The organism is Shewanella sp. BJSY2023SW007, assembly GCF_047314525.1.
GTDB classification, from domain to species: Bacteria; Pseudomonadota; Gammaproteobacteria; order Enterobacterales; family Shewanellaceae; genus Shewanella; species Shewanella chilikensis.
Genome location: NZ_JBKORL010000008.1, coordinates 1 through 23,991 on the forward strand (window position 1 = coordinate 1; position 23,991 = coordinate 23,991).

The 23,991-nt window shown below is 54.3% G+C and carries 17 protein-coding genes and 8 tRNA genes; 4 read left to right on the plus strand and 21 right to left on the minus strand.

What is annotated here, in order from left to right:
• Positions 1–108: 108 nt before the first annotated feature.
• Positions 109–297 (plus strand): hypothetical protein, encoded by a 189-nt coding sequence (locus ACMHXE_RS02175; protein ID WP_413731246.1) that lies wholly within the window; start codon positions 109–111, stop codon positions 295–297.
• A 71-nt stretch (positions 298–368) separates the two neighbouring features.
• On the opposite strand, the gene ACMHXE_RS02180 is transcribed toward ACMHXE_RS02175, so the two are convergent.
• A complete protein-coding gene (locus ACMHXE_RS02180; protein ID WP_413731248.1) occupies positions 369–3,605 on the minus strand; it encodes a S41 family peptidase in 3,237 nt (1,078 codons plus the stop codon).
• 330 nt (positions 3,606–3,935) lie between these two features.
• Between ACMHXE_RS02180 and ACMHXE_RS02185 the strand changes: the two genes are divergently transcribed.
• Complete coding sequence (locus ACMHXE_RS02185) at positions 3,936–4,718, plus strand: phosphatase PAP2 family protein (RefSeq protein ID WP_413731249.1); 783 nt, start codon at positions 3,936–3,938, stop codon at positions 4,716–4,718.
• Positions 4,719–4,788: 70 nt separating this feature from the next.
• Here ACMHXE_RS02185 and ACMHXE_RS02190 read toward each other — a convergent pair whose 3' ends face one another.
• Positions 4,789–8,217, minus strand: coding sequence for a PAS domain-containing hybrid sensor histidine kinase/response regulator (locus ACMHXE_RS02190; RefSeq protein ID WP_101057585.1), 3,429 nt, complete (start codon positions 8,215–8,217; stop codon positions 4,789–4,791).
• 328 nt (positions 8,218–8,545) lie between these two features.
• Between ACMHXE_RS02190 and acs the strand changes: the two genes are divergently transcribed.
• Complete coding sequence (gene acs / locus ACMHXE_RS02195) at positions 8,546–10,498, plus strand: acetate--CoA ligase (RefSeq protein ID WP_413731251.1); 1,953 nt, start codon at positions 8,546–8,548, stop codon at positions 10,496–10,498.
• Positions 10,499–10,952: 454 nt separating this feature from the next.
• On the opposite strand, the gene ACMHXE_RS02200 is transcribed toward acs, so the two are convergent.
• From ACMHXE_RS02200 to ACMHXE_RS02280, 17 genes are all read right to left on the minus strand, one after another.
• On the minus strand, positions 10,953–12,122 hold the full coding sequence (locus tag ACMHXE_RS02200) for a DcaP family trimeric outer membrane transporter (RefSeq protein WP_101057588.1): 1,170 nt from the start codon (positions 12,120–12,122) through the stop codon (positions 10,953–10,955).
• 219 nt (positions 12,123–12,341) lie between these two features.
• A tRNA-Lys gene (locus ACMHXE_RS02205) sits at positions 12,342–12,417 on the minus strand.
• A 19-nt stretch (positions 12,418–12,436) separates the two neighbouring features.
• Positions 12,437–12,512 (minus strand) — tRNA-Lys (locus ACMHXE_RS02210).
• Positions 12,513–12,540: 28 nt separating this feature from the next.
• A tRNA-Lys gene (locus tag ACMHXE_RS02215) sits at positions 12,541–12,616 on the minus strand.
• A gap of 36 nt (positions 12,617–12,652) precedes the next feature.
• Positions 12,653–12,728: transfer RNA gene (locus ACMHXE_RS02220), tRNA-Lys, on the minus strand.
• 29 nt (positions 12,729–12,757) lie between these two features.
• A tRNA-Lys gene (locus tag ACMHXE_RS02225) sits at positions 12,758–12,833 on the minus strand.
• Positions 12,834–12,870: 37 nt separating this feature from the next.
• A tRNA-Lys gene (locus tag ACMHXE_RS02230) sits at positions 12,871–12,946 on the minus strand.
• 34 nt (positions 12,947–12,980) lie between these two features.
• Positions 12,981–13,056, minus strand: a tRNA-Lys gene (locus ACMHXE_RS02235).
• Positions 13,057–13,083: 27 nt separating this feature from the next.
• Positions 13,084–13,159 (minus strand) — tRNA-Lys (locus ACMHXE_RS02240).
• Between the two features lie 137 nt (positions 13,160–13,296).
• On the minus strand, positions 13,297–14,025 hold the full coding sequence (ybgF, locus tag ACMHXE_RS02245) for a tol-pal system protein YbgF (protein ID WP_071237979.1): 729 nt from the start codon (positions 14,023–14,025) through the stop codon (positions 13,297–13,299).
• 26 nt (positions 14,026–14,051) lie between these two features.
• Complete coding sequence (gene pal, locus ACMHXE_RS02250) at positions 14,052–14,591, minus strand: peptidoglycan-associated lipoprotein Pal (RefSeq protein WP_071237978.1); 540 nt, start codon at positions 14,589–14,591, stop codon at positions 14,052–14,054.
• 24 nt (positions 14,592–14,615) lie between these two features.
• Entirely contained in the window at positions 14,616–15,941 is a 1,326-nt protein-coding gene (gene tolB / locus ACMHXE_RS02255) for a Tol-Pal system beta propeller repeat protein TolB (RefSeq protein ID WP_071237977.1), read from the minus strand.
• Positions 15,942–15,950: 9 nt separating this feature from the next.
• On the minus strand, positions 15,951–16,910 hold the full coding sequence (gene tolA, locus ACMHXE_RS02260; RefSeq protein ID WP_165564981.1) for a cell envelope integrity protein TolA: 960 nt from the start codon (positions 16,908–16,910) through the stop codon (positions 15,951–15,953).
• Entirely contained in the window at positions 16,911–17,348 is a 438-nt protein-coding gene (gene tolR, locus ACMHXE_RS02265) for a protein TolR (RefSeq protein WP_071237975.1), read from the minus strand.
• Positions 17,345–18,034: a protein TolQ gene (gene tolQ / locus ACMHXE_RS02270; protein WP_025011953.1), complete on the minus strand. Its 690-nt coding sequence runs from the start codon at positions 18,032–18,034 to the stop codon at positions 17,345–17,347. The genes tolR and tolQ overlap by 4 nt, the downstream gene beginning before the upstream one ends.
• Positions 18,024–18,425 carry a tol-pal system-associated acyl-CoA thioesterase gene (gene ybgC, locus ACMHXE_RS02275; protein ID WP_025011952.1) on the minus strand — a complete coding sequence of 134 codons (402 nt, stop codon included), beginning with the start codon at positions 18,423–18,425 and terminating at the stop codon, positions 18,024–18,026. Before ybgC ends, tolQ begins: the two co-directional genes overlap by 11 nt.
• Positions 18,426–18,553: 128 nt before the next feature.
• Positions 18,554–20,731, minus strand: a complete 2,178-nt coding sequence (locus ACMHXE_RS02280; protein ID WP_101057272.1) for a prolyl oligopeptidase family serine peptidase — start codon at positions 20,729–20,731, stop codon at positions 18,554–18,556.
• A 553-nt stretch (positions 20,732–21,284) separates the two neighbouring features.
• Here ACMHXE_RS02280 and ACMHXE_RS02285 point away from each other — a divergent pair.
• Positions 21,285–21,704 (plus strand): hypothetical protein, encoded by a 420-nt coding sequence (locus ACMHXE_RS02285; RefSeq protein WP_412495921.1) that lies wholly within the window; start codon positions 21,285–21,287, stop codon positions 21,702–21,704.
• A gap of 124 nt (positions 21,705–21,828) precedes the next feature.
• Here ACMHXE_RS02285 and ACMHXE_RS02290 read toward each other — a convergent pair whose 3' ends face one another.
• Positions 21,829–22,320 carry a CreA family protein gene (locus ACMHXE_RS02290; RefSeq protein ID WP_101057268.1) on the minus strand — a complete coding sequence of 164 codons (492 nt, stop codon included), beginning with the start codon at positions 22,318–22,320 and terminating at the stop codon, positions 21,829–21,831.
• 37 nt (positions 22,321–22,357) lie between these two features.
• A complete protein-coding gene (gene yegD / locus ACMHXE_RS02295; protein ID WP_413731255.1) occupies positions 22,358–23,731 on the minus strand; it encodes a molecular chaperone in 1,374 nt (457 codons plus the stop codon).
• Positions 23,732–23,991: the final 260 nt, after the last annotated feature.

A 23,991-nucleotide genomic window follows, 5' to 3' on the forward strand; every position in this document is an offset into this window, starting at 1 on the left:
TGGATATCTTTCGACCTCAGCGTACTCAAATCCCCTACCGGTGCTTGAATACAGACAGAAAGAAGATTAAGTGATTGTTTTACAGTGGGTGGCTTGATATTTTCTTTGATGAGTATTTCAAAGCCTAGTCAAGGCTGTGCGAAACATCAAAAAGATTTGGCTGTCCTGTATCTTGTTTCAAAAGATTTGGCTGCCCTGTATCTTGTTAAAACCATAAAAGCCTGTCTTGGTTATTTTTTACAAAATAATTGGCTGAATTTTGATAGTTTTCCAACAAAAAGCGCCGCTCACCTGTAAGACTAAGGCAAGCGGCGCTTTTTGTTGGGCTATTTCCCCCCGAGCTATTTCATCCTAGCCATGTCACAGGGCTATTTCACCTGAGGCACCCGCACAGGATCGGCGGGTTGTGGCAGCTTCACCGGCGCGGCAGATTTCAGCTCATCCAAGGCAATAGCGATGGCCTTTTCCAACTGAGGATCTATGCCTTTGGCTGTGTCTTTGGTCCACTGCTCAACTTCCACATCCGGTGCCACACCTTCGTTCTCTACCCGCCACTGGCCGTCGATACTGAAGAAACCGCTACGCGGCGCCGTGATATGGCCGCCATCCATCAGGGAAGGAACGCCCCAGATGCCAACCAGGCCACCCCAGGTGCGTTTACCCACCAGCTTGCCCACTTGGTAATAGCGGAACATATAAGGGAGCATGTCGCCGCCCGAGCCGGAGACTTCGTTGATCAGCATCACCTTGGGCCCCCAGATACCACTGCCCGGGCTGGTCATGGGGTGATCGCCGGCCATCTGGTTATTGAAGTAGCCGTTACGCTCGCGGCGCAGCACATCTATGATGTACTCGGCAATGTAACCGCCGTGGTTGAAACGCTCATCTATGATCACCCCCTGGCGCTGATTCTGGGCGAAGAAGTAGCGATTGAAGTAACTGAAACCGTTCTCGCCCGTGTCCGGAACCCAAACATAGGCCAATTTGCCGCCGGAAGCTTCATCCACCCGTTTGCGGTTATCCTCGACCCAGGCGTTACGTCTCAGCGCCTGTTCGCTGGCCGTTGGCACCACTGTCACCTCAAAGGCTTTTTTGTCGCTGCCATCCGGACTGATGCTGAGACGGGTCTGTTTGCCGAGAGTCCCCTGGAAGGCCTGATAGAAGTTGGCCTTGTTATCCAGAGGTTTGCCGTTGACTGCCAGCAGATACTGGCCCGCCTTGACCTGGGGATAGAGAGCCAGCGGCGCGCTGCCTTGGTCCGCCGGATACCAGTTTTCGCCGCGATAGATGCGGCTGAAACGGTAACCCTTGTCGGTCGCCTCAACATCGGCGCCGAGCAGACCGGTGCGGTTGTCGGCAATTTCCGGCAGATCGCCATCATTGGTAAAGGAGTGGCCCACAGAGATTTCGGCGCCCATGTTATCGAGCAGATAGGTCATGTCAGCGCCGTGACGCACATGGGCGACCAGTGGCTGGAACTCCTTGTATACCGCATCCCAATCGGCACCGTGCAGATTACTGACATAGAAGTAATCGCGCTGGAAGCGCCAGGCTTCGCGGAAGATTTGCTGCCATTCGGCCTTGGGAACGATACGGGCCGTCAGCTTGACGTTGAGCGTCTTGGCATCATCCCCCATGGGCGCAGCGCCGGCAAATTGCTGCCAGTTATCGCCGATTTTTACCAGCAGGCTCTCGCCGTCGTGGCTCAGATGATACTCATCCACATCACCGGCCAGGGTATCGGCCTTACGTTCCACAGTGCTGTACTTGCGAAGCTCTGTGGTTTCATCCAAGTCCTGCATATAGAACAGCTCACCTGGCTTACCGGCGCTCAGGCTGTGAATTTTACCGCTCTCACCCAGAGGCAGCACCCGCTGCGCTATACCGTTGAGATCGATTCGCACCGCAGGTGGCGCATCTGAGCCTTTAGCTTCCTCTTCAGTACCGCTGCCCTCTTCCTCATCGCTCTTTGGCAGCATGGGCGCCTCGGTGCGGGTATTGAGCAGCATGGTATAGAGGCCGTAAGTCGGGGTGAAGGCAACCGAGGTCATATCCAACCAGGCGGCGTGAGGGCCATAGTCGGTACTGGCGGCAAAATAGAGCTTGTCGCCGGCGCTGTCCCACACTGGGTAACGCACATCGGCCATGCCCTGGGTAATTCTGTTACTCTGATTATTGCGGGTATCGAACAGGTAGAGGCTGCGGAAGAAGCTGTCATCCTGCTTGCTGTAGGCCAGATAACGGCTGTCAGGCGACCAGCTGGGGGCCATTTCCCAGTCGGGATTCACTACCGGCTGGCTGTCGATAACCTGCGCCTTGCCCTTGGACAAGTCTGCCAGCCAAAGTTGCTGGCGCTGATCGCTGAACACCAGCTGTTTATCATCGGGCGACCAGATAAGCCCGCTATAGAAGCCCTTTTCGGCCAGTTTGATCTCTTGCTGCGGCTTGCCGAGTTGATCGGCTATCACCAGTCGATATTCGCCGCTCTTGTCGGAGAACCAGGCCAGCTGTTTGCCGCCGTTGGACCAGGCGGCGCCCACTTCGCGGCTGTCTGAGCTTTCAGTAAGATTACGGGCATCGCCGTGCTCCACGGGCACGGTATATACATCGCCGCGGGCCACAAACAAGGCGCGCTTACCGGTAGGCGAAATGGCCGCCGACTCTATCTGCTTTTCGACCTCTTCAAAGCGTGGCCGCACCCAGGGGAAATCGGCATGCAGGCTGATGGCCAGTACCTCGCCCTTGTCGTTTGCATTAGCGTTGGCATTGGTGTTAGCCAGCGTTTTTTTCACCAGCTCACCGCGGTATTCGTATACCAGAGTGTCGTTATCCAGGGTAAAGCCTTTGACATCGGCATCCTGGTAATGAGTCACCTGTTCCGGCTCGCCGCCCTTGGCCGCTACCCGAAAGATATTGGTGACCTGTGAGCGGTTGGAGAGGAAATAGATATAGTCGCCGTGCCACTGGGGCTCGAGATCCTGGGTGTTGTCCCAGGGCAGATCTTTTTCCTCCAGGCTATCGAGCGAAATCAACCTGAGCGGCTGATTCTGGCCGCCGCGATAGTTACGCCAACCCGGGTCCCAAAGACCGGCGCGCCGGTAAACCAGCTGCTTGCCATCGGCAGAGAAACTGCCGTCAACGGCGCGGTTCATGGGTAAAGGCTTGGGATTTCCGCCCTCTATGGACAGGGTAAACAGCTGCTGCCAGCCTCTCGGGGCATTGGCCCTGCCGGAGCGCAGCAATACCGACTTGCTGTCCGGGCTCCAGCCCACCAGCTGATCCACATCCGGGTGGAAGGTCAGGCGTTTGGGCTCGCCACCGGCAATCGGCAGCAGGTAGATATCCTGATTGCCCTCATAGTCGCCGGTAAAGGCCACCCACTTGCCGTCCGGCGACAGCTTGGGTTGCATCTCCTGGCCCTGGAAACTGGTGAGGCGCACCGCCTCGCCGCCCTTGAGCGACACTTTCCAGATATCCTTGGCGTAGGCAAATACCAGAGTATCACCGCGAAGATCCGGCTCCCGCAGGAGTTTGGCCTCGGCAGCCAGCAAATTGGGGCTGCCGAGCGCAAGGGCCGTCAGCCAAAAGAGTTTATTGAGCTTCATTCCTGTTCCTTGTATTTGAATACCAGCAAACCTGTGGGGATCCCCCGCCAAAACCGCAACTTAACCAGCGCCATAGCAGAGCTACCCCTGTAACATAACCAGTGGTAAAAAAATACGCAAAAAAGGTTTTGTTTCAACTCATTGCAATACGCCATTCCGGGCGAATGAGACAAAAATCCCCGGCCTTAAGCAGACCTTAATCTGAGCCGGCCAGAATAATTCCTATCCACCAACCGGGCCATGAATTCAACGCCCGCTTTTTCAGGCTTTTTATTTCGCAGATCTCAGCTGCGACTCTGTCTCAACTCGCACTATGTCACAGGAAACACAATGCCCATTGCAAGCCACCCGCTGAGCTTTCAACACTGGTTCAAACATCATCTGCTGTTGCCGTTATCGGTAGGACTTGGCGTGCTTATCTTGCTGCACATCACTAATGCCGACCTGTTGCTGGCACAGTGGATGTTGGCATTTGAGGGCACCAACACGGCCTGGCCCTGGCGCCATGCCTTTGTCGCAGACAAACTGCTGCACACAGGAGGGCGGGATCTGGTGGTGCTGGCGGCAGCTGTGTTGCTGTCGACCCTGGTATTGAGCAATTTCAAAGCCTCAATGAAGCGCTGGCGCCGGCCCTTGCTGATGTTGTTTATAAGCGCCCTGGCAACCGTGCTTTGGGTGCGTATCGGCAAGAGCATGACCAATGTCGCCTGTCCCTGGGATCTCAGTCTATTTGGTGGCCAAAAGCCTTATCTGCCCTTCCCCATGAGCCTGAGCGTTGACACTGAATTGGGCCAGTGTTTTCCCGGCGGCCACTCCAGCGGCGCCTTTGCCTGGATGGGGCTTTATTATCTGGCGTTGGTCTTGAAGCCAAAATGGCGCTTTAAGTTACTCGGCGCGGTATTGCTGATAGGCGCTGTGTTCAGTCTGTGTCAGGAGTTTCGCGGCGCCCACTTTTTATCCCACGATATCGCCAGCGCCCTTATCGGTTGGACCATGGCGACCTTGAGTTATGGCCTGGCTTATCGCCCCTGGCGAGTGGAAGGATACGCCGGGGTTCCGGCGCAAGCACAGACACCGATACAGACACAGGCACAGGCAGAAATAACCCCATAAAATACCGGGCCTGATTTATCGGCTATTAATCAGGCCCCGTTTCCATAGGCTATTTCACTGAACTTGTGAATTACGCCTTCTTCACCAGGCTTGAGATCAAAGCTCTGAGCGCCGCCGGTTTAATCATCTTGGCCATATAGTGGTAACCGCGGCGCTCGACATCCTCCACCAGATCCTTGCGGGTGTTGGCGGTGATCAAAATGCCGGGCAGATGTTGCCCATACAGCGCCCTGAGCTCATCCATGGCATCGACGCCGTTTTGGCCCTTATCCAGATGATAATCCGCCAGCATGATATCCGGCGCCACCCCTTTGAGCCCCAGCTTGATCCTGGCATCACTCAGATCCCGGGCGCAGATCACCTCGCACTGCCAGCGACTCAACAGGCTTTCGAGCCCGGCAAGGATAGCCTCTTCGTTGTCGATACACAGCACCTTGACCCCGGCGAGCGGCTGCAACACAGAAGAAATGGCCTTGGGCTGCGGCACGCTGACAGTGGCCCCAAGCGGCACCCGAATGGCAAATACAGAGCCCTTGCCCTGCACCGAAGATACGCGGATATCATGCTCCAGCACCTTGCTTATTCTGTCGGCTATCGCCAGACCAAGCCCCAGGCCGTTGACACTGTTTGAATGGGGGTTATCCAGGCGCTTGAACTCGTGAAATATCTCCCTAAGCTGCCCGGCTTCGATGCCGCAGCCGGTATCCAGCACTTGCACCTCAAGCTCGCTGCCGCGGCGGCGACAGCCCATCAGCACCCGTCCGCCCTTGGCATAACGATAGGCGTTGGTGAGAAAGTTCTGCAGCACCCGCCGCAGCAGTGAAGGGTCTGAATTGACCGTCAGGCTACAGGGCATCATGGCAAAATGGATCTGGCAGTCTTTGGCCATGGCCTCAAACTCCACCGCCAGGGTGTTGAGTACTTCGGAGATGGCAAAGTCGCGCCGTTTTACCTCCACCATGCCGGAATCCAGCTTGGAGATATCCAAAAGATCGGTCAGCAGTTCACCGGCGGTTTTCAGTGAGCTGTTGACATGGGAGAGGGTCAGCCGCCCTTCCCTGTCAAGCCCAGGATACTGACTCAAAGAGGCGGTAAACAACCGGGCCGCATTGAGCGGCTGCATTAAGTCATGCCCCACCGCCGCCAGGAAACGGCTCTTGGAAGCGTTGGCCATCTCCTCCTGAGCCTTGGCTTCGAGCAGCTTGCTGTTGAGCAGCGCCAGCTCATAGGTGCGCTCCTTGACTCTGGCCTCCAGGGTTTCGTTGACCTGCTCCAGCGCCTGTTGCTGCTCGCGATATTGGGTAATGTCGGTAAAGGTCATCACAAAGCCGCCGTCCGGCATGGGATTGCCCTGAATTTTGATCACCTTGCCATCGCGCCTGCGCCGCTCTGAGCTGTGGGCTGTGCCGTTACGCATATGCTGTACCCGGCGCTCGACATGCTCATTCACATCCCCCGGGCCGCAGTAGCCACGTGAGGCATTGAAACGTATCACCTCACTGATGGGCATTCCCGGTTGCAGGAAATCCTCCGGATAGTTGTAAAGCTCTGCATAGCGGTAGTTCCAGGCCACCAGGTTGAGATCTTTGTCGACCACGCTCATACCCTCGTAGGCGTGTTCTATCGCGGCGCGCAGCATGTCCTGACTGAGAATAATCTTCGACGAGGCCTCATCCACCAGGCTGAAGACTTCATCGAGGGCCAGATCCCGCCCCTGCAACACTGAGTCCATCACCAAAGAGGCGCTGGAAGCCCCCAGCACCCCGGCCAGCATGTGCTCGGTATGGGCAATAAGCTCGGCCGGTGCCGTCTTGTGCCAGCTGTCGCTGCGCACCGCATCGGCAGAAAAACGCGAAAAACTCTCATAGGCCCGGGTCGGGCTGACAAAGCGGCTCGCCAGGATCAACAAGTCCTGCTGACTGATGGGGCCCGTCTTACGATTGCCTGTGTTTTTGAGTTCACCCGGGGTGACAAAGGCGCTGGCCTGAATACGCTCCACCAAGCCGGCGCGCAGCCAGATAGAGCCGCCGATATAGCCAATCAGGTTGGCGCCGAGTGCCAACAGGGTATCGTTGACATTGGGCTTCAGCGCCTTTAACAGTTCAAACTGACCTGCCAGCACGCCTTCCCAGACGCCCGAGCCCTTGAGCAGCAAAAAGCCCCACAGACCAAAGCCCGCCGCCATGCCGAGAAACACCCCGGCGCGATTGCCGTGTTTCCAGTAGAGCCCGCCCACCAAGGCCGGTGCCAACTGGGCAAAGGCGCCGAAAGACAGCATGCCCAGGTTGGACAGAGAATCGCTGCTGTCAAAGCTCAGGTAACTGAAGTACCCGAAAGCCAGGATCAGCGCGATGGAGAGACGTCTGGCATAGAGCAGTTGTTGGGAAAACTGGCTGAAGTTCTTGCGGCGGATCTGCCCGGTACGCAAGAGTACCGGCACCAGCCACTCGTTACTTATCATCACGCTGATGGTCACCACAGCCACTATCACCATGCCAGTGGCGGCCGAGAGGGTTCCCAGCAGCGCCACTATCGCCAGCCAAGGTGCGTCCAGCGCCAGCGGCAGATTGATCACATAGGTATCGGCAGAGACACTGTCGCCGAGCAGCACCTTGCCCGCCAGTGCCAGCGGCCCGACAAACAGGCCGAACAGGCCGATATAGAGAGGGAACAACCAGCGCGCCTTGGACAGAGTCTGCTCGCCTTCAGCCTCGACCACCATGACGTGAAACTGTCGCGGCATACAGAGAAAAGCCGCCATGCCGACTATCAGCTCGGGCATCAGCGCTTCAAGCCTTAGATTGGGATTGACTATTACCCCCTTGGCGCTGGCCTGGTTCCAGAGGTCGCCAAAGCCGCCGAACACCCCGAAGACCACTATGCCGCCCACCAACACAAAGGCGGCCAGTTTCACCAAGGATTCAAAGGCGATAGCCAGCATCATCCCCGGGTTATGCTCGGTGGCATCCAGTTTGCGGGTGCCGAAGAGGATGGCAAAGATGGCCAGCAGCACGGCAATGATAAGCGCGACTTTGGCGCCATCGAGCGGATCATCCGGGCTTTGGAACAGGCTTAGGCTGAATACCATGGCTTTCAGCTGCAACGCGATATAGGGCATGATGCCAAACAGGGCAATGAGTGTGATGATCACCGCCAGCGGCTGCGACTTGCCATAGCGGGCGGCGATAAAGTCGGCCACCGAGGTGATATTTTGCGCCTTGGACACCACCACCATTTTGCGCAACATGCCAAAGCCCAGGGTAAAGATGATGATGGGGCCGATAAAGATATGCAGATAGGACCAAAAGTCATTGGCCGACTGGCCAACCGTGCCGAGAAAGCTCCAGGAAGAGCAATATACCGCCAGGCTGAGGGCGTAGATCCATTTCTGTAACCTGCGGGTGACACCACTGAACCAACGCTCCGCGCCCCAGGCAAGCAGGAACAGCAAACAGACATAACAGACGGCGATCACCGCCACAAAAAGGGTCAAATTCATAGGGTTCTCTTTATTGTCGCCGTATCCGTCGGCAACTGTTGTTATCCCGGCTAGATTACACCAGCCAATGGCTTTGATGAACCGCTGCGGCGATTTGCATCTTATTCGGCGTCCATTGGGGGGCAAAAAACCTTTATTGGATGCCAATCTAAACCCGCGCAAACCTTAAAAAACCACGCTGGCTCAAGCACTTCAAGCTGTGCGTTTTAAACGCAATAACCGATTAATAAATAACATTTTTTCATCACTAGACCAATGTCTAATAGAGACAGCACAGCCAAGCAACCCATACTTTGGCTCACGTATGATAAAAACAAGGGGAAGCCCAATGAGTACTCAGTCTCTTTATAAAGTGCCCGCAGCGATTGCGGCCAATGCACTGGTAAATGATGAAAAATATAAGAAAATGTACCAGGAGTCCGTGGTTAACCCCGAAGGTTTCTGGCGTGAACATGGCAAGCGTATCGACTGGATCAAGCCCTATTCCAAGGTCAAGAAAACCTCATTTGACGATCACAACCTATCAATCAACTGGTTCTACGACGGCACGCTGAATGCCTCAGCCAACTGCCTCGACCGCCATCTGGAAAAACTGGGCGATCAGACCGCCATCATCTGGGAAGGCGATGATGCCAAAGATCAACGCACCCTGAGCTACAGCCAGCTGCACACAGAAGTGTGCAAATTTGCCAACGCCCTCAAGAGCCAGGGCGTGCGCCGCGGCGACGTGGTGACCATGTATATGCCCATGGTGCCGGAAGCCGCCATCGCCATGCTGGCCTGTGCCCGCATCGGCGCCGTACATTCCGTGGTATTCGGTGGTTTTTCCCCGGATTCCATCGCTTCACGCATCATAGATGGCCGCTCCAAGGTGATTTTGACTGCAGACGAAGGCCTGCGCGGCGGCCGGGCTATCCCGCTCAAGCGCAATATCGACGAGGCGCTCTCCCATGCGGATGTCAACACGGTTGAGAAGGTGATAGTGCTCAAACGCACCGGCAATGATATCAACTGGGTCAATGGCCGTGATGTCTGGTGGGAATCGCTGACCGAAACCGCTTCCGAGCATTGCGAAGTGGAAGAGATGGGCGCCGAAGATCCGCTATTCCTACTCTACACCTCAGGCTCCACCGGTAACCCCAAGGGAGTGCTGCACACCACAGGCGGCTACATGGTATATGCCTCCATGACCCACGAATATGTGTTCGATTACAAGCAGGGCGAAGTCTACTGGTGCACCGCCGATGTGGGCTGGATCACCGGCCACAGCTATATGATTTACGGCCCGCTGGCCAATGGTGCCACAGTGCTTATCCACGAAGGTGTGCCCAACTACCCAAGCCCTGCCCGCCTGGGCGAGATGATTGACCGCCATCAGGTAAACATACTCTACACGGCGCCTACGCTTATCCGAGCCCTGATGGCTGAAGGCAAGGAGCAGTTTGACCAGTTTGACGGCAGCTCGCTGCGGATCATGGGCTCTGTGGGCGAACCCATCAACCCTGAGGCCTGGCGTTGGTATCACGAGGTGATTGGTCATGAACATTGCCCGATTGTCGATACCTGGTGGCAAACCGAAACCGGCGGCATTCTAATCAGCCCGCTGCCCGGCGCCACGGATACCAAACCTGGCTCGGCCACCCGCCCCTTCTTCGGGGTGCAACCTGCGCTGGTCGACAACATGGGCAATATTCTGGAAGGCGCTACCGAGGGCAACCTGGTGATGCTGGATTCCTGGCCGGGGCAGATGCGCACAATTTACGGTGATCATGAGCGCTTTGCCCTAACCTACTTCAAAACCTTCCGCGGCATGTATTTTACCGGTGACGGTGCCCGCCGTGATGAAGATGGCTACTACTGGATCACCGGCCGGGTCGATGACGTGATTAACGTCTCCGGTCACCGTCTGGGTACCGCCGAGATTGAAAGTGCACTGGTGGCGCACGATCTGGTGGCCGAGGCCGCCGTTGTAGGTTATCCCCATGACATCAAGGGCCAGGGGATCTACGCCTATGTCACACTGACCAAGGGCATAGAAGCCACCGAAGAGCTAAGACAACAGCTGAGACAATGGGTGCGCAAAGAGATTGGCGCCCTGGCGACCCCGGATCTTATCCAGTTTGCCGGCGGCCTGCCCAAGACCCGCTCCGGCAAGATCATGCGCCGCTTCCTGCGCAAAATTGCGGCCAACGAGATTACCAACCTTGGAGATGCATCAACTCTGGCCGACCCAGCCGTGATTGATACTCTGATTGAGTCGCGGCTCAACCGTACAGAGTAAAAGCGTACTTCCTCCTCATTGCCCCTCCTGGAGGGGCATTTTTTTTACTTTCAGCTTAAATCCCCTGGAGCGGCTTAAACGGTTTACCTATGTAAGCTGCCCCTACATTTCAATTATCTCTCCTGTTGCCCCCGAAGCATTAACATGTGAAGAATGACTTTTCACATGTTATCAATGGCATGAATAGCGAATTAGTGTTTGGCAAGCTAGACGCAACAATCAGCAACTAAATCGGTCATAGCCCGTTTATGCCGTTGATGAACCTCTATGGCCGGAATTTATAATGAAGGAAAACCATGTCATTTATTACAGCCCCTAAACCTTTGAGGCAGATTTCGCCATTGCCTGGATATTTAGGGCCAGAGTAAAAAAGCAAGCCACCCTGAGGTGGCTTGGCTAAGAGTATAAATAGGAATCATAAATTGGGAGTCACAGCTCCCGGTCGCAACAAGGGTTAGAGCACGTATTTGGCCGAGAAGGTGACCCGGTTAAGCTCACCATCTGTGCCATTTTCCCGCTCGTTCTTGGCATACATATACTCTACCCCAAAGGTCAGTGCCTTCACCGGCGAGTAAAGCAGGTTGATATAACCTGAATAGGATTCCTTGTTAGCCGTGCCTCCGGTCAGAGACACGTCGTTATCGGCGCTGAAAGCGGACAAGGTAAGGCTTGAACGCCACTGCTCGTTCCACCAATGACGATAAGACACAAAGCCTGAGTAGGATTCTATCGCCTGCAGATCGTTATTGTTGTCCAGTACCGCGCCATTGGCAAAGTTCAGCGCCACATAGCGGCCCAGGCCTTCGCCATAGGTGGCGGTGAAACGGATATCATCTCGGCCCACAGGGATGATCCCGGCCACGCTGGCGCCATAGCCGAGCTCAGTGCTGTCTATATCCTGATTAGCGATACGAGTCTCCAGTTCGAGCTGCCTCAGCATCCCCATCACAGAAAAACTGGCGCCACCTGAAGTTTTGAAGTTATAACGGGCGATAAGATCCGGCATCACCCCGTTGCCGCTAGTGATCCGGCTGCCGCCGCCATAGGGGGTAATGGTGGTTTCCGGGTTTTCGATGGCGATTTGAAAGCCACCATTGCTGTATCTCAACTGCGCCTGACGGGCAAAGGGCGTACCTTCGGTGGCGCCAACAAAGTCGAGGTTTTCCGGCAGTGCTCCCGGGTTCATAAAGGTGGTCCAGGTCTGGCCTATGGTCCAGTTGTCATAGCTGATAAAGGCGTGACGAATGCGCGGTGAATAGCTGTTGGATACCCGCTCATCACCATCAGTATGCGTCATGAAGTCCAGCTCGATAAAACCGGTGAGAGTATGGCCGTCGAGATCTGTTACCGTCTTGAAGTTAAAACGGGTTTCCCGAGCCTGGAAGTCGGTCACCTGATTGCCGTTGCCATCTACTCCATAGATGGCGCCGGGCACGTAAAACTGACGTGAGACGTTGTTGGAGTCGGGTGCACCATTGCCGTAATCACTGAACATGATATCGGCCTTAAGATAGCCGCCAAACTCCACGTCAGTTTTGTCCAATACCGATGCCTGAGCCGTCCCCAAACCGCCCAGTGCCAGAAGGGTTGCAGCGCACACCCCTGTGAGTCTTGCTTGTTTCATCTTGGATTGTCTCCTTGTTGTTATGCCAATCCACCCGGCAAAACGCACAACAGCCGAGACAGATTGAGCTAGCAAGAAGCACTATCCGATGTTTAACAGAATTGAAACATTGGCAATAGGTCTATGAGACAAAAGTAGAAAAGCTATAGCTAAATTAGCTTGGTTATTTATGTTGCTTGGAGATATCAGACTTAATATTTTTGCAGAAGATATTCTGGATGGTGGGTCGTGAAGGATTCGAACCTTCGACCAATTGGTTAAAAGCCAACTGCTCTACCGACTGAGCTAACGACCCATACAGATGGAGCATTCAGTGGTGGGTCGTGAAGGATTCGAACCTTCGACCAATTGGTTAAAAGCCAACTGCTCTACCGACTGAGCTAACGACCCACTGAATGTTGTGGTCTATCTTTCCTGATGGTGGGTCGTGAAGGATTCGAACCTTCGACCAATTGGTTAAAAGCCAACTGCTCTACCGACTGAGCTAACGACCCGCAGGAAGATCTACCTTGTTGCAGCACGCTGAGAAATGGTGGGTCGTGAAGGATTCGAACCTTCGACCAATTGGTTAAAAGCCAACTGCTCTACCGACTGAGCTAACGACCCATTTGGGTGTCACCCTATTCTCAGGCAAGTGGTGGGTCGTGAAGGATTCGAACCTTCGACCAATTGGTTAAAAGCCAACTGCTCTACCGACTGAGCTAACGACCCACGGATATACTGCCAGATTGTTTGATTTGAATTGCGATGGTGGGTCGTGAAGGATTCGAACCTTCGACCAATTGGTTAAAAGCCAACTGCTCTACCGACTGAGCTAACGACCCGACATAACTGCCGAGGCAGACCGCAATAAATCAGTGGTGGGTCGTGAAGGATTCGAACCTTCGACCAATTGGTTAAAAGCCAACTGCTCTACCGACTGAGCTAACGACCCACTAAAAAGGTTTACGAAACATGAAGTTGGTGGGTCGTGAAGGATTCGAACCTTCGACCAATTGGTTAAAAGCCAACTGCTCTACCGACTGAGCTAACGACCCATTCAAGTTTCGCCCCAGCAGGCAGTGCCGTGCTGAGGGCGCCTATAATACCGCTTTGTGATTCTCATGCAAGTGTAAATTCCCGATTTTTTGTCGTTTGCATGAAAAACAAACTGGGCGGATGTTTTTTAGTTAAATCATGGTTTAATTGCCGCCAGTTGCTGCTGTGCAATCCTTGCTGCAGCGCTGTTTGCGTACTGTTTCACCACTTGCTGATAGTAGTTCTTCGCCGCCGTTTTATCGCCGGTTTTCTCGGCGATCAGCCCAAGTTTAACCAGACTGTCGGCCCGCTTACCCGATTCCTTGAAGTTATCGACCACATTGGCAAAAGCAGTTTTGGCGTCGGCAAATTCATTCTTATTATAGAGCAGTTGCCCGAGCCAATAGTTGGCGTTATCGGCAAAGCCCGAATTGGGATACTGCTTGATAAAGTCACGAAATGCCGGAATTGCAGCGTCGTACTGGCGCTCTTTCAGTACCAGATCGACCGCCCTTTGATAGCTGTCGGTCTCGGACAAAGAGGAGCTGGCCACCACATTGGATGAAGTTTGACTGATGGCGGGCGCCGCCGGTTTGCTCTGCAAGTTGGCGATTTCGTCATAGAGCTGGCGCTGACGCTGCAACATCTGGTTGATCTGATAGTTCTGTTGTTCGGTCAAGCCTCTGAGTTCCAGCACCTCTTGTTGCAGAGTATCCATTCTGCGCATGGTCTCAAATTCAGCTTGCTGACGAGCCTTAATGATCCGCTCAAGGCGGGCGATGCGATCCTCACTGGAACCGCCGCCAATGTCTTCAACGGGCGCTGGGGCCGCATAAGCGACCCCAGTTCCCAGAAGCATGGCCGTGATAATAACGGCTTTCTTCATTCTTCAATATCCCTCTAATGCCGGGATCAGTACACCAGCACAGCGCGACGGTTCTTGGCAAAACCTTCGTCTGTGTGGCTCATATCCAGCGGCTTCTCTTCACCATAGCTGACAATGCTCATCTGGCTTGGCAGTACGCCCATACCCTGCAGGTACTTGGCTACAGCCTTGGCGCGGCGCTCACCCAAAGCTATGTTGTACTCTGGAGTACCACGCTCGTCGGCGTGGCCTTCAATTAACACGCGTACGTTAGGATGTTCAACCAGATAAGTGCCGTGGGCTTCCAGAATTTCAGCAAATTCTGTTTGCACTTCACTGCGGTCAAAATCAAAGTAGATGATGTGTTCTTTACGCAGTTCCTGGAACTTGAGGCGCTGCTGCTCTTCCGGGCTCAAAACCGGATTGGCACCACCGATTTCCACACCGCCGGCACCACTGCCGTACTCGCTACCGGAAGTTGTCGAACCGCTGGCGTCCGTTTCTGATTCTGAAGTTGAGCTACAGGCACCCAGAGCCAGTAATGGCGCAGCGATTACGATTGCCTTAAACAACTTGTTGAGATCCATCATGTTATCCTTCTGAAATATAAGTTATAGAAACGGTGACCAAGCGGGTGATTTCACCTCGCCCTGCCCCACAGGCAACCGCGCCTTGAAACGGCCATCGACAGATACCGCTGCCAGCACCTGCTTGCCGTTATAGGTAGTGCCATAAATTACCATGGTGCCGTTAGGGGCCACACTAGGTGATTCATCGAGCCGGGTTGAAGTCAAAACCTGCATAAAACGCGTCTGCAGATCCATACGGGCAATATTGTATTTGCCGTTGGTTCTGTTGACGAAAATCATACTGCGGCCATCAGGGGTCACAGTTCCCCCCAGGTTCCACTCACCTTCGAATGTCAGGCGAGTCACCTTGCCTGAGGCCAACTCTACCTGATATAGCTGGGGCCTGCCACCCCGCTCGGAAGTGAACAGCAGCGACTTGCCATCGGGGAACCAAGTGGCTTCAGTATCAATGGCATAGTGGTTGGTGATCCGCTTGAGCGCACCTGTGGCAATCTCTACTACATAGACCTCAGGTTGACCGTCGCGGGACAGAGTCAGCGCCAACTTGCTGCCATCGGGCGAGAAGCTTGGCGAGCCGTTGATGCCGGGGAAGCTGGTAACCTTGGTGCGGCTCTGGCTATAGATATCCTGGACAAACACTTCGGCCTTTTTGTTTTCAAAACTGACATAGGCCAGCTTGCGCCCGTCCGGAGACCAGGCAGGAGACATCAAAGGCTCAGGCGAGCGCAGCAGCATCTGTTCGTTGTAGCCGTCGTAGTCGGCAATCATCAGGCGGTAGGGATTCTTCTCCTGGTGATTCACCACCACATAGGCGATGCGAGTCAAAAAGGCACCGCGGATCCCGGTCAGTTTCTCATAAACTATATCGCTGATCCTGTGACCATACTGGCGAAACTGCGCTTCGCTGATAACGGTTTCGCGGCTATCCAGCAAGAGCTCGCTGCGGGACTGAGGGCCACCGGACTGCATCTGCGCCTTGACCAAGTCCACCAAATCAAAGCTCACCAGATACTTACCGGCGCCATAGGGTTTCACATAGCCCATCACCACAGCTTCGGCAGAGACATTTTTCCAGGCTGCGGCATTGAACTCGTCCATCTTGCTGATGGCGCGCTGGCCCAATGACAATTCATCCAGAGGCTTGAAGGTACCGCTGCGGGTCAAATCAGACATCACTACATCCGAAATCGACTCGGGAGCAGGCCCGGCGCCCTGCCAAACAAATGGCACCACGGCGATGGGACGCGCGGCGTCCACCCCTTCGGTGATCACTATATCCAGTGCCGCCTTCGCCGGTAGCACCAGCACGGCCAGCAAACAGATAAGACTCTTGGCAATTCGTTTCATGGGGCTCCCTTAGTTGAATTCCGGTCTAACTTCTAAATTAATCTCTTTCATCAGCTGATACACATCGGGCTCCTGGGAAACCGGCAAACGCCCGGCTTTATTGATAGCGGCCTTGGCGGCGCGACATACCACAGGATCCCCTTCAATGATCTGGCTGTTGGTGACAAAGCCATCTTTGGCCAGACGCACCTTAACCTTACAGACTCTGCCGCGCATCGACTCGTCCACCACCAGATTGCGCTGAATAGTGGCGGTGATCATCGCCCGGTAACGGTCGACTTCACTCATGACCTGACGATTGCGGGTAGCAGACAAGGCGGCTTGCTCGGCGGCCAGCGCCTCGGCCAACTCCTGCTCCTGACGGCGACGGGCCTCTTCCTCGGCCTTGCGTTTACGCTCGGCTTCCTCTTTGGCCTTACGCTCAGCCTCTTTGCGTTTGCGCTCCTCTTCCGCCTTCTTGGCGGCGACTTCTTCAGCCTTGCGTTTCTGCTCGGCCTTCAAGGCAGCCTCTTCGGCTTCTTTACGCTGTTGCTCCTTGGCCTTACGCTCGGCTTCCGCCTTCTGGGCCTTTTCTTTCTCCTGCTGCTCTTTCAGCTTGGCAGCCTTGGCAGCCTCGGCGGCTTTCTGGGTCTCCAGTTCTTTTTGCTTGCGCTCGGCTTCCAGCTTGCGGATCCGTTCCTGCTCCTGCTCGCGGGCCTTTCTAGCCTCATTGGCCTGGCGGTCCAGCTCCTGCTGCCGCTCGCGCTCACGGCGCTCGGCGGCGGCCTTGTCCTGTTTCAGCTTCTGGACATAGTCGTCCACTTTCTGCTGATCGACCACCACGGCCTGCACAGGCGCAGATTGCGCCTGGGTGGGCTGCGGCTTTGGCTTGTCATGAAAGTCCACGCCCATGGCCAGAATCGCAATAACCCCAATATGCAGCACAGCTGAGATGATAAAGGGGACAGTAAAATCAGATTTCCCAGCCACTTACTTCTCCTCTGGCGAATCTGTCATCAAACCGACCGAAGGCACGCCGGCATGTTGCAGCGATACCATCAGTTGAATTACCCGCTCGTAGGGAATGGCACGATCGCCCTTAACCACCACGGGGCGATCCGGCTCCATTTGGATGATGGCGCTGACCCGGGTGCTGATCTCTTCCAGATCCAGCACCTCATTATTGGGTGAGCCACCCAAGTCGAGAAAATACTCACCCTCGGCATTGATGGAGGCCACCACAGGCGGCTTGCTGTCGGCGGGCAGCGGCTCGGCCTCACCCTGAGGCAAGTCTACTTTCACCCCTTGAGTCACAATCGGCGCCGTCACCATAAAGATGATCAGCAGCACCAACATCACGTCGATATAGGGCACCACATTGATTTCAGCGACGGGGCGACGCCGCTTGCGCTGATATCCCTGCATCATACGGCTTCCTTATCGCTGTATGCCTGACGGTGCAATATGCCGGAGAACTCTTCCATAAAGTTGGCGTAGGAAGACTCGACCTTTTCCACCTGAGTAGAGAATCTGTTGTAGGCGATAACCGCAGGAATGGCGGCGAACAGGCCCATGGCGGTAGCAATAAGCGCTTCGGCAATACCCGGTGCCACCATGGCCAGGGTGGCATTTTCCACCGCGCCCAAGGCGATAAAGGAGTTCATGATCCCCCAAACTGTCCCAAACAGGCCAATATAGGGGCTGGTGGAGCCTATGGTTGCCAAGAGTGGCAGATGGGTTTCCAGCTTATCCAGCTCTTTGGAGAGGGAGATCCGCATGGCGCGATAGCTGCCATCCATAATGGCTTCTGGCACCCGACCGTTCAGTTTTGAGAGGCGGGCGTATTCCTTAAAACCGGATACGAACATGGACTCAAGCCCTGAGTTACTTTCCTGGCGAGCCGACAGCTCCTGGTATAAACGATTGAGATCTACACCGGACCAAAATTTCTCTTCGAAGCGTTCGGCATTTTGCCTGGCCGCTTTCAGGAGTTTGCGCCTCTGGATAATCACAGCCCAGGACGCGATAGACAGAGACAATAAGGTGAGCATCACCAGTTTTACCAACAGACTGGCCTGCATGAATAATCCAATAAACGAAATCTCAGCTTCCACCTTTTTTAAACTCCTGCAAAATGTGTTGGGGAATGGCCAATGGCCGCATGCGCTCGAGCGAAATACAGGCAACCAGAATGCTGGCCGCGCAATAACACTCACCCTCGGCATCTACCAGGCGCTGTTCAAACACCAAAGATGCCCGCTTCACTTCTGAGACACGGGTTTCCACCCAAAGGTTCTGCTCAAATCGCGCCGCCTTGCAGAAATCCAGCTCGGCGTGGCGTACCACAAAGGCGATATCCTGCTGCAACAGGGCGGTTTGGCTCACCGACATAGACCTGAGCCACTCACTTCGGGCTCTTTCAAAAAATTTCAAATAGTTGGAATGGTAAACCACCCCACCCGCGTCTGTGTCTTCATAATAGACAGTGATAGGCCAACGAAACATGCTTCCACTTGCTTTTAATGCGCCAAAAGTGAGGCCTACTATACCTTATCCACAATCCGCTTGTGAATGGCGGAAAAAGCAAAGGGGCCCGCAGGCCCCAGTTTATTTTTTCAAGGCTTAACTTAAGCTTAACCGTCGATTTTGCTCGGCAGGGTCAAGCCAAAGTTGTGCCACAGGAAGGTGAAGATATCCGCCGCTTCATCTATCTTCATCGCCGTGGGTTTACCTGCACCGTGACCGGCATTGGACTCGATACGCATGATAACCGGCTGATCCCCCTGTTGCTTGGCCTGCATCATGGCGGCAAACTTGAAGCTGTGCAGCGGCACCACCCTGTCGTCATGATCGGCTGTCATCACCATGGTCGCAGGATAAGCCTGAGACTTGACGTTGTGATATGGCGAGTAAGCCAGCAACGCCGGGAACTGCTCTGCATTGTCGGCACTGCCGTATTCACTGGTCCAGGCCCAGCCTATGGTGAACTTGTGGAATCTGAGCATATCCAGTACCCCAACGGCGGGCAGCACGGCGGCAAACAGATCCGGTCTTTGGGTCACGGCGGCGCCCATCAACAAACCACCATTACTGCGGCCATAGGCGCCAAGCTTGCTCTTGTTGGTATAGCCCTGATCCAGCAGGTATTCGGCAGCGGCAAAATAGTCGTCAAACACATTTTGCTTCTTGTCGAACATACCTGCCTGGTGCCAGCTCTCACCATATTCAGCGCCGCCACGCAGGCTGGGCACAGCATAGATGCCGCCCATATCCAACCAAGCGATATTGGCCGGGCTGAATCTTGGGGTCATGGAGATGGCAAAACCACCATAGGCGTACAGGAGTGTCGGGTTAGTGCCGTCTTTCTTCAGCCCTTTCTTGTAGGACAGCATCATCGGCACCTTGGTACCGTCCTTGCTGGTGTAGAACACCTGCTCGGATACGTAATCATCCGGATTGAAGGCGATTTTAGGGCTCTGGTACAGCTCGGACTCACCTGTCTTGAAGTCAAACTTATAGGTGGTCTGCGGCTGCACATAGCTGTTGAAAGTGTAATAGAAGTAGTCTTTGCTGCGTTTGCCGTATGGGCCGGCAATCTTGCCTTTGCCAGGCAGAGTCACGTCCTGGCGCTTGACGCCGCCCATGGAGTAGATGGACAGCTGCCCCAGCACGTCATGCAGTGAGCTCACCACCAGGTGATCATTGATGATACCAACACTGGCGATAGGGTCCTTTGTCTCAGGGATCACTGTCTTCCAGTCTTTTTTGGCCGGGCGGCGTAAATCTATCGCAATCACTTTGCCGTTGGGGGCATCAAGATCTGTCTTGAAGTAGAACACTGACTTGTCGTTGCCGATAAAGCTGTACTCGGCTTCCAACTCGGAAATCAGCTCGACCACTTCCGCTTTGGGATCTTTGAGTGACTTATAGAAGAAGCGGTTGCGGCTGTCGGTCCCTTGAGAGATGGACAGCAGCAGATAGTCACCGTCTTCAGAAACACCGATACCAAAGCCCCAGTCCTTGTTTTGTGGCCTTTGATAAACCAGCTTGTCCTGGCTCTGATCTGTGCCCAGCTTATGGTAGTAAACCTTCTGGTTGAAGTTGACATCGGCCATCTTGTCTCCGCCGGCCGGGGCATCATAGCGGGCATAGAATACGCCTTCATTGGCGTGATCCCACACGGCAGAGGAAAACTTGATCCACTCCAGTTTGTCGCTGAGCAGCTTGCCGCTGGCAATATCCATAAACTGCCACTGTTGCCAGTCGGAGCCGGACTCAGAGACACCATAGGCCAGCACCTTGCCATCGTCACTCACTGACACGCCGGACAGGGCAACTGTGCCCTTGTCGGAGAAAGCGTTGGGGTCCAGCAACACCTTCTCATTACCTTGCTTGTCTTTGACATAGAGCACTGACTGGGCCTGCAGACCGTCGTTGCGGTAGTAGAAGGTGTTGTCACCCTTTTCGAAAGGAGCAGAGATTTTTTCGTAGTTCCACAGGGTGGTGATCCTGTCGACTACCGCCTGCTTGTTGGGGATAGCCGACAGATACTCCTGTCCAAAAACCTGCTGAGCCTTGACCCAGGCTTCGGTTTCCGGAGTGCTTTCTTCCAGGTGGCGATAAGGATCGGCAACCTGAACACCGTGAATGTTTTCAACCAGCACTTCGGCGCGGGTCGCCGGATACTGGGACTTAACGGTAGCCAGCGCATTCTGACCATTTGGAGTATCTGTGCTCTGGCAGGCGCCGAGCGCCAGGCTCAAGCCAACCGCCAAAAGCATAGGGCGAGCCAATTTTGTAGTTATTGTCATGGAAACTTCCTGTCCGACTAAATAAAGAGGCGTACAGCGGCGTTTTAGCAAAAAATGCAAACGCAGCGACTTGCAAAGTACTATACAAGCAAAAAAAACCGACACAATCGTCAAATGACAATCTGTGCAAGGATTGAACAATGACAAATGTTAATAAAACGGCAACAAGGATTAATTATATAAATTGCAAATTTATGCAGCGGCATTGATTAAAGAAGCGAAACGCGGGCTATAACTGCATTTACGTGATTTACATCACCTTTGTAGCATTAGTTTTATTTATCTCATGACGTAGTTTTTCTCGCTTGTTGCTGACACATTCTGTCACTAAAATATGCCTCGTTTTCAGGAAGTATTTACCCCGGTAAATATGAAAACCAAGAACTTCAAAACTGTTGTGTAGTTTTCATGGCAGTTTTCCCTGGTTCTTATGCTTGACTTCCTTCCTTCAATTTGTTGATTGCAATAATTTAATTTTTGCGGCCCACTTGTTTCAAGTGGGCTTTTTTTTATGTTTTAATCGCCACCTTTCCCAAAGACAACAAGGACCCGTATGTCACTGCTGCGTATATTGCTTGCTTACCTATTACTGCTGGTCGGCGCTTTTTCAACTTATGTCTGTATTTTTGGTGCCTTCCAGAGCCTGCCGGAGCAACAACCGGCAAAATACTTTATGGTTATCTTCGGCGCCTTGCTGGCGGCTGTCAGTCTCACCCTCGCCGGTTTTCTCAACCGCCGCCGTAACTGGTGCCGCTCCAACGGTATCGCCTTGTTGGCGGCAGCAGGTTTGGCGCTTCTAATCCTAGTGTCCGATGCAGCATACCAAGACAAGGCCCAGTTGCCGCCGATGATCGCCTTAAACGATTATACGGTCGGTGGGCCCGTGATTACTTTGGTGCTGATACTCGGTGGCCTACTGCTATGGCGAGGCATAAAGCAGAATCAAGGGGCTGATAACCTTCATTCAAATTAATTAAGGCTAGCTGAACAGGGAGCAGACCAAGTCTCCTCTAGCCATCACCGCCTCTATGTAAGATAGTGCAATGAAAAAGAAGCAAAAGCCTATTCCCTGGTGACTCTTACCTGCCCCCCCGGAACTATCTGTTTAACGCCTGTGGCCTTGGCTCGTAGGCGTCGGTTCCCCACAGCGGCACAGTGGACAGGGCGTGCTTGTGGCTACCGTTGGTTTCTTTGGTGGAATAGGACAGATACAGGAGTGTCTGGTGTTCACTGTCATAGATACGCCTCACCTTGAGGCTCTTGAACAAGATGCTCAAGGACTCGGTAAACACTATCTCGCCCTTCTTCCCCAGTTCAATACCGGCCAGTTGCGTCTTGGTTATCGGCCCTGTCTGGCGACAGCTGATACTCATATCCGATGGGTCGGCAAAATCCAGATTGGCCTCTATGCGACTGATATGACAGGTAACACCGGGCAGTTTGGGATCTGTCTTGGCATCTATGATCACATCTTTGGTGGTAAATACGCCCAGGCTGACCTTGCCTACATCATCGCCGCAGCCGGCGAGCAAGCTTGTCGCCACAGTAGCGACCAACGCGGCCAAGAGTGGCGTTTTTTTCAGTGCCATGAAGAGTCCTCTTTCAATCAAAGTGCAATAATTGCGACTAACGGTACAGGCGCTCGGCCCAGCGGGTCAAGCCGGCCACCACAGAGCCGAAGTGATCGCCACTGACCAAAGCCACATCAGGGAAACGCGCGCGGATCTGCTCGGTAATATACGGGCTCTTGGCGCTGCCACCTGTGAGATAAATGACATCCGGCTGACATCCCCCTTCCGTCAAAGCCTGGGTGATAAGTTTGTGCACCGTTTCGAGCGATTCATCGATGGCGGCCACAAAGGTGGCGGCATCGACATTCACAGTCAAGGGCCGCGGTTTGGGCGCTTCGACAAAACCTATATCCATAGCGGCTTGCTTACTGTCGCTCAGGGCGATTTTAAGCTGCTCGGCACTGCGCACCAAACGATAACCCAGCTGATCTTTTTGCACCTTCAATAAGCGCGCAAGTTTCGCCTGCTCTTTGGCATCCCGCTGCAGCTCTTCGATCAACTTGCGACTACTCAAGGCAGAGAATTCCCGCTGGGCACTGACATCGTTGACGGCGACCGCGTTCCAGAAGGGTTGCCTTGGCATAGGCTTGCCTGTGATCAGCGCGCTGCCAAGCCCCAAATGCGGCATAAAACCGGCCATCGCCAGAGCGATATCCAGATCGTTGCCCCCTACCCTTTGACCACTGTGGCCCAGGCAGTCGTCACTGCGATCTTTCTTGTCTTTAAGCTCAGGCCCCATGCGCACAAAGGAGCAGTCGCTGGTACCGCCGCCAATATCCACCACCAGCACCCGCTGCTCCCGGGTGAGTGTCGACTCAAACTCAAGGGCAGCCGCCATAGGCTCATACAAAAAAGCCACATCGGTGAACCCGGCGCGCCGGGCCCCCAGAGTCAAAATAGCCTCTGCTTGCTTGTTGCTCTGCTCGCCGCCAATGCCCTGAAAGTTAACCGGCCGCCCGATCACCACCTGGGAAATTGCCTGTTTCAGGCTCTGCTGCGCCCGGGTATGAATTTCCTGCATCATCAGGGTGACGATATCTTCAAACAGCGCCATCTGATTGCTGAGCAGGCCCGAAGCGCCAAGGAATGACTTGGGCGAGCGAACATAGAAGCCATCTTCCGGCATCTCCATATAGGTTTCAATCGCCTGATTGCCGATGAATACCGCTTGCTCGTTGGCAAGCAAGTCCAGCTCCAGGCGCGCCATTCGGGCGCGACTCAGCTCGGCAGTACGTTTGGGTTTGAAATCAGCCTGGGCCGCCAAAGGCAAGCGCTGCAGCACAGACTCGGAAATGAGTTCGCGCTCCATGGCATAAATGGTCGATGGCATATAGTTGCCATCCTCGGCCAGAGGCAAGAGCCGGGTCTGGCCCCCATCCATTACGCCAATGGCGCAGTTGGCACTGCCATAGTCAAAACCTGCAAACATTCCGTCCTCCTGCTTTCGCTGGCTCTAAGTGGCCCGGGCGCCGCGTTTTGCTTTGAAGACAAAGCCTCAGCGCCCGCTCCCGGCCAGGAAACCGGCCGAGAAAAAAGAGCGCAACATAGCATAAGCAGGGCAGAAAACCCAATCGTCAATATCGCTCTCTTTGACCAAAGTGGGGGATTGTCATTCTTTCGACATAAATTCGCTCTACCCTTAGGGAACGCTTCTTGCGTTCTTGCGTTCTGGCAAAGGACAAAGGACTA